The following is a 12569-nucleotide window of genomic DNA, read 5'->3' as shown; positions in this document are numbered from 1 at the left end:
ACGCTGATGCCGGAGGCCCCCGTGGCCACAGCCTCAGGGCCGCGAACGCTGCCTGCTGATGTCCGCCACGTCCAGCGGGGGCAGGCCCGAGGCCGAGGCCAGCAACGCCAACCACGCGTTGACATGACCCGTCAGGTCCTCGGTCTCGGGGGTCCAGGAGGCACGCAACTCCACCTCGGTGGAGGCCCCCTCGTCGGCCTTGGTCCCGAACCCCTCGGTGGTGGCGCGGGTGACGGTGCCGCTCAGTGTGTGGTGAGTGGCGCCCTGGGCCTCCAAGGCGTCGGTCAACCAGCTCCACGCGACCGGCCCCAGCAGGGGATCGGTGGCGATCTCCGACTCCAGCTCGGAGTTGACCTGGCATACCACACGGAAGGGCCCGGGCCAGTCCCGGGTGTTCTCGGGGTCGTACAGGAGGACCAGTCTGCCCCAGGCGACCTCGTCACCCCGCACCTCCACCGCGGCCGAGGACGCGGCGGTGTGAGGAGCGAGCCGTTGCGGTGCGGGGATCTCCGCAACGGTGATCTCGGGGCGGGTGAGGAGGGGTTCGCGGAGGGCCTCGACCGCTCGCCGGAACGTCTCAGGCGCGTTCTCGGCGCTACCGACATCGGGCATTGTGGAAACGTCAGCCTTCGTCTTGTGGTGATCACGGATCAACGGATGTGCACTGGACGTGCCCAGTCTCGCCGCCGTCGGCACGGTGTTGGACACGGCTCCGACCGTGGCACGACTCACGGCCGCGGAAACGTAATCGGCCCGGCGTGTCGGTGTTTTGTGATGATCTCGGTACCGGGTCGCTGCCCGCGGTCCCACCGCTCCGGCGATCCGAGTGAGAACACCGCGGAGGGCATGGCACGATCAAAGGGTGACGCTCCAAGATTCTCCATTCCTTCGCGCTTGCCGGCGCCTGCCGGTGTCCCGTACACCGGTGTGGTTCATGCGCCAGGCCGGGCGCTCCCTGCCCGAGTACCGCCGTGTCCGCGCCGACGTCCCGATGCTGGAGGCGTGCGCACGGCCCGACATGATCACCGAGATCACGATGCAGCCGGTGCGCCGGTACGGGGTCGACGCCGCGATCTTCTTCAGCGACATCGTCGTGCCGCTCAAGGCCATCGGTATCGACCTCGACATCAAGCCCGGGGTCGGCCCCGTCGTCGCCGAACCGATCCGTGACGCCGACGGGATCAAGCGGCTGCGTGAGATCGAACCCGACGACATCCCCTTCATCCGGGAGGCCGTGGGGCAACTCACCGGTGAGCTCGGCAACACCCCGCTCATCGGGTTCGCCGGCGCACCCTTCACACTGGCCTCCTACCTCATCGAGGGCGGGCCGTCGAAGAACCACGAGCACACCAAGGCGCTCATGTACGGCGAACCTGAGCTCTGGGACGAGATCATGCGCCGCCTGGCGAGCATCACGGTCGGGTTCCTGCGGACCCAGATCGAGGCCGGAGCCAGCGCCGTGCAGCTCTTCGACTCCTGGGTCGGTGCGCTGAGCGCCGAGGACTACCGGGCCTCCGTAATGCCCTACTCCTCGTGGATCTTCAACCAGCTCAGCGAGTACGGGATCCCGCGTATCCACTTCGGTGTGGGCACCGGCGAGCTCCTGGGCATGCTCGGCGAGGCCGGCGCCGACGTCGTGGGCGCCGACTGGCGGGTCCCGGTGGACCAGGCCGCCGAGCGCCTCGGACCGGGCAAGGCCGTCCAGGGCAACCTGGACCCGGCCACCGTGTTCGCCCCCTGGGAGGTCGTGGCCGAGCGCACCCGCGACATCCTCGCGCGCGGCCGCTCCGCCGAGGGGCACATCTTCAACCTCGGCCACGGTGTGCTGCCCAACACCGACCCGGACCAGCTCCAGCGGCTGACGGAGTTCGTGCACGAGCAGTCCGCCACCTGAACGGACACCGAGAACGTCGGGGCACCGGGCCCGGTGCCCCGACGCTTCCCGGCAGGGCCTCAACGGGGGCCGCTGCCCTCGCCGTTCCCCTCGCCCGGCACCTCGGTCCCGTCATCGGCGGCGTCCGGGGCCGAGGCGCGCGTGTCCACGGACCGGCCCCGAAACGTCCCGCGGCGCTCGCGGCGCCGAGCCCGCCACCGCATCCACGGCCATGCGCCGACCGCGGCCACCACGAGCGCGAACGGTAGGAGCCAGCCCACGGCTGCCGCCACCGCACGGCCCACGGTCAGGAGGGACTCCCCGCCCGAACGCAGACTTTCCAGGAACCCGGGCAGCTCCTCGCGCTCGATGTCCTCCTCGGGTGCGTTGGGCGGCAGCAGGGTCAGCTCCACCGTCGAGTAGGCGGTGCTGTTCTCCAGGGACTCCAGCCGCGCCCGGAACGCCTCCAGGTCCTCCTGCCGGTCCTGGATCTGCGCCTCCACCTCCAGCATCTCCTCCACACTCTCGGCCTCGTCGAGGTATCCGCGCAGGGTCTCCAGGGAGCGCTCGGCCGACTCGGTGCGGCCCTCGACGTCGGCGATCTCCTCGGTGACGTCCTCCACCGACCGCTCCAGGCTGGAGCGGTCACCCATCTCGGTCAGCTCCGCCAGCGCCGCCTCGTACCCCTCACTGGGTATGCGCAGGGTCATCGACGCCCGCGCCACCCCGCCGGTGGGGGACTCGTGGGACTCGCGGGACACGTAACCCTCGGCCCCGGTGGTCAGCTCCTCGGCGCGCTCGCCCGCTTCCTCCAGGTCCTCCACCCGCAGTGTGAGCTCGGCGTGGTGCACCAGGTCGCGCTCCTGGACCTCGACGTCCCCGCCGACGGCCGAACTCTCCTCACCGCCGCCGGTGTCCCGGTCGGCCCCCTCCTGGCCGTCCCCGGCCTGTTCCGGTGCGGCCTCGCTTCCCACCGTGTCCTCGGTGCTCCCGCCGGACCGGTCGGACTGGGACGTTCCGCACGCCGTGAGTACCAGGGCCACCAGGAACGCCGCGAGCAGACTGCCGGGGGTGCGCAGAGATGCTGAATCCATGCCTTCTCGGACGGGCCCCCGTCTTCCTCTGTTCCGTGGATGTGGTAACGACCGCACAACGGAACGTGTGCTGTTGCATGTACCGACCGAGGGCCGTGCCCGGGTGGGCCCGGGTACCCTTCCCGGTACGCGCAGACCCCCGAGAATGGTGTGTGTACAGGGCTGCGTGTTGCCCCCCGCAAGGCAGCCGGACCGCTGTGACCCACGGCATCTGAGAAACTGGAGACATGGCTGAAGCACCGCACGTCGTCGTGGTCGGGGGAGGGGTCTCAGGACTCACGGCCGCGTACCGCCTCCGCGGCCACGGAGCCGCCGTCACCGTGATCGAGGCAGCGCAACGCGCCGGAGGGAAACTCCAGGCTTCTCCCGTGGCAGGGGCCCGCGTCGACGCCGGCGCCGAGGCCGTCCTCGCCCGCCGTCCCGAGGCCGTCGACCTGTTCGAGGAGCTCGGCCTGTGCGACCGTGTGGTCCACCCCGGACACGGGTCGGCCTCCCTCTACAGCAGGGGGCGCCGGCGGCCCCTGCCCAGGAAACAGCTCATGGGGGTACCGGGAGACCTGCGCGCCCTCGCCGCCAGCGGCGTGCTCTCCTGGGGCGGGGTCCTGCGTGCCGGGCTCGACCTGGTCCGTCCGAGCACCCCCGTGCACGGTGACGTGTCGGTGGCCGACCACATCGGCACCCGTATGGGGCACCAGGTCGTCGACCGCCTCGTCGAACCGCTCCTGGGCGGGGTCTACGCGGGCCGTGCCGACCGGCTCTCCCTGGAGTCCACGCTCCCGCAGATCGCTCCCATGGCCCGCACCGAACGCTCCCTGATGCTCGGTGTGCGGGACAGCCTCGCCGGGCGCGGCAAGGCCCCCACCAGTCCGGGACCGGTCTTCGCGTCCCTGCGCGGCGGGGTCGCCGGGCTCGTGGAGGAACTGGCCGAGCGACAGGGCGAGCGCCTGCGCACCGGTACCCGCGCCCGTTCCCTGGAACGCCGGCCCCGGGGCTGGCGCGTGCACCTGGACGGCGCCGACCCCTTGGACTGCGACGCCGTCCTGCTGGCCTGCCCTGCCCCCGAGGCTGCTCGGCTGCTGCAGGACCGGGTGCCCGAGGCCGCCTCCGACCTGGGCGGTGTCGACTACGCCTCCATGGCTCTGGTGACCTTCGCCCTGCCGGCCTCGGCCTTTCCCGGACCTCTCACCGGAACCGGGTTCCTGGTCCCCTCCGGCGAGGGCCTGACCATCAAGGCCGCCACCTTCTCCTCCAACAAGTGGCCCTGGCTCGCCGAGGAGGTCGCCGAGGCCAACCCCGGCGAGGACCTCGTGGTGCTGCGCTGCTCCATCGGACGTTTCGGGGAGCACGCCACCCTGGAACGTTCCGACGACGAACTCGCCGCCGCCGCGCTGGCCGACCTGGCCCGCGTGACCGGTGTGTCCGGGCCCCCGGCCCAGACCCGTGTCACCCGCTGGGAGAACGGACTGCCCCAGTACTCGGTCGGCCACGCCGACCGCATCGCCCGTGTCCGTCGAGCCGTGGGCCGCCACCCCGGCCTGGGCGTGTGCGGCGCCGCCTACGAAGGGGTGGGGGTGCCCGCCTGCATCGCCGATGCCGAGCGCGAGGCCCGCCGCCTCGCCGAGGACCTCACTGCCCTTCCGAACACCACCGACGCAACGAATCAGCAAGGAGTCAACCCGTGACGGGCCAGCAGAACGAAGCACTCGCCGACGACGGCACCGACCTCAACGCCCTCATCCGGTACACGATGTGGTCGGTCTTCAAGGTCGACCTGCCCGAGGGCACCGACCGCACCGCCGCCGCGAACGAGCTCCAGGCCTTCCTCGACAAGGCCGCCGAGAGCGGTGTGACCACCCGCGGCACCTACGACGTCCAGGGCCTGCGCGCCGACGCCGACCTCATGTTCTGGTGGATCGGGGACGACCCGCGCCAGGTCCAGGACACCTACACCGCTTTCCGCCGCACCGAGGTCGGGCGTGCCTCGACCCCGGTGTGGTCGGTGATGGGCCTGCACCGGCCCGCCGAGTTCAACCGCGGCCACGTGCCGGCCTTCATGTCCGGTGAGGAGCCCCGGGACACCATCTGCGTGTACCCGTTCGTGCGCTCCTACGAGTGGTACCTGCTGCCCGATGAGGAGCGCCGGGGCATGCTCGCCGAGCACGGCCGTATGGCCGTCGGCTACGCGGACGTGCGCGCCAACACCGTCTCCTCCTTCGGTCTCAACGACTACGAGTGGCTGCTGGCCTTCGAGGCCGACGACCTGTACCGCACCGTCGACCTCATGCGGCACCTGCGCGGTGCCAAGGCCCGCCTGCACACCCGTGAGGAGGTCCCCTTCTACACCGGTTTCCGCAAGCCGGTCACCGAGATCGTGGAGTCCCTGGCCTGACCCGGGCACGGGCGCCCCTACCGGCGCCGGGGCCGCATGCAGAGGAGCTCCCGCACGCGCGACGGCGTGCGGGAGCTCCTCTCGTGTTCGGCGGGTCAGCCGGCGTCGGTCCGCCGCACCGCAAGCACGTAGAAGGGGATGGTCACGATGAACAGCAGTACCAGGGCGCTCATGAGGTAGATGAGCACGTCGCCTGCGGGCACACCCAGGGCCCACGCCGCCAGCAGCGCCACGGCCGCACCGATGGTGCCCAGTACCGCGTAGATGCGTTTGCCCCGCGGTTTGGGGTACTCCATGCGGCTCACCATGAGCCAGGAGATCAGCAGTACCGCGGCCAGCCCCCCGTAGACCGGCGGGTCCAGGAGCACCACCGTCACGATCGCCATCGCACCGAAGGGCGAGGGCAGGCCGGTGAAGTAGTCCGTGCCCGGGGCCTGGCAGGAGAAGCGTGCCAGGCGCACGATCGCGGCGGCCAGGACCGCAGCGCCGACCAGGACCGGGAGCACGTTCATGCCGCCGGAGAGGGCACCCCAGGTGACCACGAAGAAGGCCGGGGCGAACCCGAAACTGATCACGTCGGCGAGGTTGTCCAGCTCCGCGCCCATGCCGCTGCCCCCGAAACGGCGGGCGATGCGGCCGTCGAGCACGTCCAGGGCGGAGGCGAAGAGCAGCAGCGCGCCGGCGGTGGCCACGGAGGTACGGGGCAGGGAGCCCTCGGCGCCGGCGGCCATGTGCCCGGCCTGGGCCATGGCCAGCGCCCACACGGCCAGGAACCCGCACAGGGCGTTACCGAGCGTGAGGTAGTCGGCCACACCCAGACGCAACCGAGGGGTGTCGTCGGTCTCGGAGGCGACGAGTGACTCGGCTTCGGGGGCCAGCGTGTGCTCAGGCGGCGTCAAGGCGTGTTTCTCCGGCCCGGACCTTCTGGCCGATCTCCACCGCCGGGGTGATACCGGACGGGAGGTAGATGTCGACCCGGGACCCGAACCGGATGAGGCCGATCCTCTCGCCTTTCTCGACCTTCTGCCCCGCAGCGAGATACGGGACGATACGCCGGACCATCGCGCCGGCGATTTGGACGACCGTGATCTCACCGATCTCGGTTTCGAGGGTCCAGATGACGCGTTCATTACGCTCGCTGTCCTTGTCGAATGCTGGACGGAAACCCCCGGGGCGGTGTTCGACACCGGTGATGACACCGGCCAGCGGTGCACGGTTGACGTGCACGTTGAGGGGGTTCATGAACACCGCGAGGCGGGTGCGGCCGTCGGGCTGGGGATCGATGCTCTGAACGACGCCGTCTGCCGATGACAGCATCCGTCCGGTGGCCGGTCCTCGTTCCGGGTCGCGGAAGAACCAGGTCATCCCGGCAGCCAGGGCGATGACGGGTGTGGCCGCCAGGGCCCGTACCCGGGAGCCGCGGGCTGCCAGCCCGGCCGCAGTGGCAGCTCCCAGGGCGGGCAGCAGCCAGGGGGCCGACCCCTGGGCCATGCCCAGGCGCGGTCGGGCCGGAGGCCGGTGGGCGGAGGCGGGGGCGGGGGCGGGGGCGGGGGCGGGAGAGTCGTCGGTCATCGAGCGCTTTCGTCGCGGGTGGGTCTGGTTGCCCGCACATCGGTTACCGCTGTGGGGACCGGCCCCGGGATCTGCCGGGGCCTCTGGTGCGCGGACAACCCGGGTGGTTCACCCATTCCGCGCTGCGCTCCTCGGCCCGGCGAAGGCCGGCCTCGGTGCACTGGGGGAGATTATCCCTGATCCCGGGGGTGCGGCCGGGCCCCGACAGGCTCGGGGACCGGTTCGCGAGCCCGCACACGTGCGGGCAGGACCGGGATCAGGGGGTAAGACTACTGTCTCGGCTCCAGGGACAGAGCGACCGAGTTGATGCAGTACCGGGCGTCGGTGGGCGTGGCGTACCCCTCGCCGTAGAAGACGTGGCCCAGATGGGAGTCACAGGTGGCGCACCGGACCTCGGTGCGGACCATACCCATGGAACGGTCCCCGTGCAGGACGACCGCTTCGCTCTCGGCCGGGTCGAAGAAGCTGGGCCACCCGCAATGGGAGTCGAACTTCTGGTCCGAACGGAACAGCTCGGTGCCGCAGCCCCGGCAGTGGTAGACGCCCTCGCTCTTGGTGTCGACGTAGGCCCCGCTCCAGGGGCGCTCGGTCGCCGACCTGCGCAGGACCTCGAACTCCTCCGGGGCGAGGCGCTCCCGCCACTCCTCGTCGGTCCTGGGAAGCCGTGGTCCCCCGTTGCCGTCGGCCGGGGTCCGATCCGCTGAGTCAGCCATGGACACGACGCTACCCGGAAACGTGTGCGAATGCTGCCACGACTTCCGACGGCGCAAATCGGGCCCAAGTGCCACAGAGGAAGATAAATCGGTCTTAGATGCTACATAAGCCTAACTTCACCCTTGACCACGTTCAGTCCCCAAAGCGGCGGGTAGGTGCAGGGCAGAGGTCAGTGTTCAGCGGATCACTGAGGCAGGTGGCATGGCCGCAACAGTTCAACGACCACTAGGAGTGACAAAACAGCCGCTGCGCGTAGGCCGGATCCGATACGGACTGTGGTTGCTCGAAGAAGCCACCACGGGCGCGCGCACCCGGGCCCGTGCCGTCGCCGACGGCACGGCCACCGCGGGACGGGAACTGCGCTGGGCGGCAGAACTCAGTGCCAGGACCACGACCGCCCGAATCGACCACGTACGCCCCGAACCCCTCGGCGACCGCCGACTCCTCGGGCTGATGACGGTCATCGCCGTCGCGGCCCTGGTCGTCGCGCTCGTCCTGGGCATCGGGGTGGCCGGGTGGTTGATGACCGCGGAGAACAGCATGGTCTTCGCGGCGGTCGGATCCCTGGCTGTCGGGTTCGCAGTCCTGTCGATGGCGTATCTGGTGTTCGCCTCCAGAAGGAGACGGCACCCGTAATCCCGGCAGGAACGGACCGTGAGGACGGCGCCCGGGGACCGACAGCACTCTTCGGTGCACTCGGTCCCCGGGCGCCGTCGTCCTGCGTGCCGGGCCGAGGACAGCCGGTGCCGGGGCCCGGCCGCCCTCGGCCCGGCCGTTCAGGCCTCGAAGTCGTACTGGAGGACGTAGGCAGAACCGTCCATCGTGATCTGGTTGAACTCCACCGGGCGGTTGCCGGCGGCCAACGCCGTGCGCGCCACCTCCAGTACCGGGGTCCCCGCCGCCAGGTGCAGTTCCCGGAGCTCCTCCGGGGCGGGCATCCGTACCCGGATCTCCTCGGTGAAGTGCACCGGCGCCAGCCCCAGCTCCGACAGACGTGCATAGACCCCTCCCGGGCCGCTGTCGTGCGAGCGGATGCTCCTCGCCGCGGGGTGGTCGGCGTGCTCGGCCATCAAGGACAGGGAGAAGAAGGACACCGCCGTCTGCACCGGGCGGTCCTCCACGAGGTACCTCCGGGAGCGCCGCAGGACACCCGCTCCCTCCTCCAGGCCCAGCACACGCGCCACGTGCTCCCTGGCTGCGGTCTCCTCCACCCGCAGGCCGTCGACCCGGTAGGCCCGGTCGGCGCCGTCGGTCTGCCAGATCGCCCGTCCGTTGCCCCACAGCTCCTTCGACAGGCGCCGGGCCCCGTGTCTTCGTACGGGACGGAACAGGCGTACGTAGATACCCGACCCGCGGACGGCCACGGCCAGGCCCTCGTTGGTCAGGACGGAGAGCGCTTGGCGGGCCGTGGCCCTGGCGACACCGTGCCTCTCCATGATCGTGTTCTCCCCGGGGAGACGGTCGCCGTCGGCGTACTGCCCGGAGCGGATCAGGGCGCGCATCTCCTCGGCTATCTCACGGTAGACCGGAGGGGACCCGTTTTCGGACGTCGGCACTACGTTCATCCTCTCGGCCGGGGGGCCAAGCCGATAAGCCCCGTCAACACTGATGTGTGCAGTCGCGGTGTTGTCCATCAAGGCACACATCGGGTATGTCCGGTTGCGGGGACGTTCATGCGTCGTTGTGGGGTGGCCGAAACCGACCGGTTACAGGGATCCCGCCCCCGCCCCGTCAATCCCGCAGGTAACGAGCGAAGAGGTTGCCGTCGGACTCCAGCAGACGTGCCAGGCGCACAGGGGTGCTCCGGGGCGAGCCGTGCTCGGGCGCCCCCGGAGTCCCGGGGCCGCCGGCCACGACGCGGGGCGGACCCGACCCGAGGAGGAACGGGCTCGTGGTCAGGCACAGCTCGTCCAACAGGCCGGCCGCCACGAATTCCGCCAGCAGATGCGGACCCCCCTCGGTCAGCACCCGGTACAGCCCCCGTTCGGCCAACGCCTCGATCACGTGCACCGGTGTCACCGAGGCGCCCTCGACCACCACCACATCGGCGTGCTCGGCCGCCCGAGCGCGGCGGTCGGCCGGGGCCCGGTCCGTGGTCAGCACCAGTGTGCGCGCGTCCTCGGGCGCCTCCGTCAACAGAGCCTCGGGCACGTCCAACGACCTCGAGACCACCGCCACCCGCGGACTCGCCGGACGGCCCGACCGCAGATGCTCCCAGGCCGGGCGCGGCCGCACCGGACCGTAGTTCTCCACCCGGGCGGTGTGCGCACCCACCACCACGACGTCGCACAGTCCCCGCAGGATGCCCAGGAGGCGCCGGTCGGCCGGACCGGACAGGTCCCGGCTGCTGCCGGTGGTACCCACCGCTCCGCCGTCGGCGCTGGCGACCATGTTCGCCCGCACCCAGGGCCGGTCCAGGCCGGCCGGGTACGCGTAGGCCTCCTCCGGGACCACCCCGGACGCCCCGGGATCGGGCAGGAGTTCACGGAAGCTGATCGCTGAGGGCGCCGCCGCGCCGGTGCTGTTCGCCATGGTCACCAAGGTTAGGGCCCCGGGCCGGTACGGCGGGGAGGGGGCGGTTCCCCGCCCCGCCGCGCTGTGGGGTCAGCCACCGCGGTGCGAGACCCGCCGCAGCAGCACCAGGGCCCGGTCGATGACCCGCACGGGGCCCGACGCCGGCACGTGGGGGCGTCCCGCCACGTCCGGCTCGGCTGTGTCCAGCACCGTCTCCCACGCGTCGCCGTACTCGGTGCCCGGCAGCGTGAAGTCGACCGCTTCCGCCCCACTGTTGAACAGCATGAGGAACGAGTGGCCCCGGATACGCCGTCCGCGCCGGTCCGGCTCGGAGATCGCATCACCGTTGAGGAAGGCCCCCAGGGCGTGGCCGGCGTGCTCCCAGTCCCCGCCCGTCATCGGTTTGCCGTCCGGGCGCAGCCAGGCGATGTCGGGCAGCCCGTCCTCCCCGGTGGCGGCTCCCTCCACCGGGCCGCCCCGGAAGAACCGGCGGCGGCGGAAGACCGGGTGCTCGTGCCGCAACCGGGAGAGCTCACGTACGTATCCCAGCAGGTCGTCGCCGGCCCCGTCACCGTCCGGGCCGAGGTCCGACCAGTCCACCCACGCGATCTCGTTGTCCTGGCAGTAGGCGTTGTTGTTACCGCCCTGGGTGCGGCCGATCTCGTCGCCGTGCGAGAGCATCACCACGCCCTGGGACAGGAAGAGCGTGGTCAGGTGGTTGCGGACCTGGCGCCGGCGCAGAGCCAGCACCGCCGGGTCGCGGGTGGGCCCCTCCACCCCGTGGTTCCAGGAACGGTTGTCGTCGGTCCCGTCCCGGTTCTCCTCCCCGTTGGCCTCGTTGTGCTTGTGGTTGTAGGAGACCAGGTCGGCCAGCGTGAACCCGTCGTGGCACGTGATGAAGTTGATCGATGCCATCGGGCGGCGGCCGTCGTCCTGGTACAGGTCGCTGGAGCCCGCCAGGCGCGAGGCCAGCTCGCCCACGACCGCGTGCCCCCGCCAGTAGTCGCGCACCGTGTCCCGGTACTTGCCGTTCCACTCGGTCCACAGCGGGGGGAAGTTGCCGACCTGGTACCCGCCCGGTCCCACGTCCCACGGTTCGGCGATGAGTTTGACCTGGGAGATGACCGGGTCCTGCTGGACGATGTCGAAGAACGTGCTCAACCGGTCCACGTCGTGGAACTCCCGGGCCAGCGCCGAGGCCAGGTCGAAACGGAACCCGTCCACGTGCATCTCCAGCACCCAGTAACGCAAGGAGTCCATGATGAGTTGCAACGAGTGCGGGTGGCGCACGTTCAGGCTGTTCCCGCAGCCCGTGTAGTCCAGGTAGTAGCGCTGGTCCTCGTCCGCGACCCGGTAGTAGCTCAGGTTGTCGATACCCCGCAGTGACAGGGTCGGTCCCATGTGGTCGCCCTCGGCGGTGTGGTTGTAGACCACGTCCAGGAGCACTTCGATGCCGGCCTCGTGCAGTGACCGCACCATCGCCTTGAACTCCTGGACCTGCTGGCCGTGTGAACCCAGCGCCGCGTAACCGCTGTGCGGAGCCAGGAAGGACAGTGTGTTGTAACCCCAGTAATTGGTCAGGCCGCGCGCCACCATGGCGTGCTCGGGGACGAAATGGTGCACCGGCATCAGTTCCACCGCGGTGACCCCCAAGGACGTGAGGTAATCGATCACCGCCGGGTGGGCCAGTCCCGAATACGTGCCCCGCTGGTGTTCGGGAACGCTCGGATGTTGCATCGTCAGACCGCGCAGGTGCGTCTCGTAGATCACCGTCTGGTGGTACGGGGTGCGCGGCCGGGACTCGTTGCCCCAGTCGAAGAACGGGCTGACCACCACGCACTTGGGCACGTACTGGGCGCTGTCGGCGGTGTTCTTGCGGTCGGGATCGGAGAAATGGTAACTGAAAAGCGATTCGTGCCAGGCCAGATTGCCGTTCAGTGCCTTCGCGTAAGGGTCGGTCAACAGTTTGTTCGGGTTGCAGCGCAGGCCGTGCTCGGGCGCGTAGGGGCCGTGCACCCTGTACCCGTACAGTTGCCCCGGTCCGATCCCTGGCAGATACCCGTGCCAGACAAAACCGTCGTACTCGGTCAGTGGGACACGGGTCTCGCGCCCCGCGTCGTCGAACAGGCACAGATCCACCCGTTCGGCGGCCTCGGAGAAGAGCGAGAAATTGGTGCCGGTACCGTCGTAGGTCGCACCCAGCGGATAGGAGTTGCCGGGCCAGACTTCCACCATAGGCGTCGTCAGTCTCTTGAGTCTCGGAGCCCTCTCGGGCATGGGCAAGTGGACGACTGGTTCCTTCCGCTGCCTAAGCCGAAGTATGCCGACCTGGCGCGATGATCATTTTTGGGTCGTCCCGCAGCGGAAAATTCGGTACCGATTGTCGGTATAAAGAACTGCCAGAGGGGTGTTG

At 70.3% G+C, this 12569-nt stretch carries 12 protein-coding genes; 4 read left to right on the top strand and 8 right to left on the bottom strand.

Annotated elements, in window-relative coordinates; translation table 11 throughout:
- Positions 1 to 33 precede the first annotated feature (33 nt).
- Positions 34 to 612: a DUF3000 domain-containing protein gene (locus tag D456_RS0104135; protein WP_017574892.1), complete on the bottom strand. Its 579-nt coding sequence runs from the start codon at positions 610 to 612 to the stop codon at positions 34 to 36.
- Positions 613 to 925: 313 nt separating this feature from the next.
- Between D456_RS0104135 and hemE the strand changes: the two genes are divergently transcribed.
- Positions 926 to 1894, top strand: a complete 969-nt coding sequence (gene hemE, locus D456_RS0104130) for a uroporphyrinogen decarboxylase (RefSeq protein ID WP_230479848.1) — start codon at positions 926 to 928, stop codon at positions 1892 to 1894.
- Between the two features lie 59 nt (positions 1895 to 1953).
- Here the strand turns inward: hemE and D456_RS0104125 are convergent, their stop codons facing one another.
- Positions 1954 to 2967, bottom strand: a complete 1014-nt coding sequence (locus D456_RS0104125) for a DUF4349 domain-containing protein (protein ID WP_017574890.1) — start codon at positions 2965 to 2967, stop codon at positions 1954 to 1956.
- 227 nt (positions 2968 to 3194) lie between these two features.
- Here D456_RS0104125 and hemG point away from each other — a divergent pair, with 227 nt between their 5' ends.
- Positions 3195 to 4649 (top strand): protoporphyrinogen oxidase, encoded by a 1455-nt coding sequence (gene hemG / locus D456_RS0104120; RefSeq protein WP_017574889.1) that lies wholly within the window; start codon positions 3195 to 3197, stop codon positions 4647 to 4649.
- Positions 4646 to 5356: a hydrogen peroxide-dependent heme synthase gene (gene hemQ / locus D456_RS0104115; RefSeq protein ID WP_017574888.1), complete on the top strand. Its 711-nt coding sequence runs from the start codon at positions 4646 to 4648 to the stop codon at positions 5354 to 5356. The genes hemG and hemQ overlap by 4 nt, the downstream gene beginning before the upstream one ends.
- Before the next feature lie 95 nt (positions 5357 to 5451).
- Here the strand turns inward: hemQ and D456_RS0104110 are convergent, their stop codons facing one another.
- The 3 genes from D456_RS0104110 to msrB all read right to left on the bottom strand — a co-directional run bounded on the left by D456_RS0104110 (position 5452) and on the right by msrB (position 7641).
- Positions 5452 to 6255: a CDP-alcohol phosphatidyltransferase family protein gene (locus D456_RS0104110; protein ID WP_017574887.1), complete on the bottom strand. Its 804-nt coding sequence runs from the start codon at positions 6253 to 6255 to the stop codon at positions 5452 to 5454.
- A complete protein-coding gene (locus tag D456_RS0104105; RefSeq protein ID WP_017574886.1) occupies positions 6242 to 6928 on the bottom strand; it encodes a phosphatidylserine decarboxylase in 687 nt (228 codons plus the stop codon). Before D456_RS0104105 ends, D456_RS0104110 begins: the two co-directional genes overlap by 14 nt.
- Positions 6929 to 7197: 269 nt before the next feature.
- Complete coding sequence (msrB, locus tag D456_RS0104100; protein ID WP_026115552.1) at positions 7198 to 7641, bottom strand: peptide-methionine (R)-S-oxide reductase MsrB; 444 nt, start codon at positions 7639 to 7641, stop codon at positions 7198 to 7200.
- Positions 7642 to 7843: 202 nt separating this feature from the next.
- Between msrB and D456_RS0104095 the strand changes: the two genes are divergently transcribed.
- Positions 7844 to 8278, top strand: coding sequence for a hypothetical protein (locus D456_RS0104095; RefSeq protein ID WP_051049396.1), 435 nt, complete (start codon positions 7844 to 7846; stop codon positions 8276 to 8278).
- A 140-nt stretch (positions 8279 to 8418) separates the two neighbouring features.
- Here D456_RS0104095 and D456_RS0104090 read toward each other — a convergent pair whose 3' ends face one another.
- From D456_RS0104090 to glgX, 3 genes are all read right to left on the bottom strand, one after another.
- Complete coding sequence (locus D456_RS0104090) at positions 8419 to 9207, bottom strand: GntR family transcriptional regulator (protein WP_040698660.1); 789 nt, start codon at positions 9205 to 9207, stop codon at positions 8419 to 8421.
- Between the two features lie 166 nt (positions 9208 to 9373).
- Positions 9374 to 10174: a dihydrofolate reductase family protein gene (locus tag D456_RS0104085; RefSeq protein ID WP_017574882.1), complete on the bottom strand. Its 801-nt coding sequence runs from the start codon at positions 10172 to 10174 to the stop codon at positions 9374 to 9376.
- A 72-nt stretch (positions 10175 to 10246) separates the two neighbouring features.
- The gene (gene glgX / locus D456_RS0104080) at positions 10247 to 12391 is read right to left on the bottom strand and encodes a glycogen debranching protein GlgX (protein ID WP_017574881.1); all 2145 of its coding nucleotides are present in this window, start codon (positions 12389 to 12391) and stop codon (positions 10247 to 10249) included.
- Between the last annotated feature and the right edge of the window lie 178 nt (positions 12392 to 12569).

This window comes from Nocardiopsis kunsanensis DSM 44524, from assembly GCF_000340965.1.
In the GTDB taxonomy this organism is placed as follows: domain Bacteria; phylum Actinomycetota; class Actinomycetes; order Streptosporangiales; family Streptosporangiaceae; genus Nocardiopsis; species Nocardiopsis kunsanensis.
This window is presented reverse-complemented; position numbering and strand designations above follow the sequence as displayed.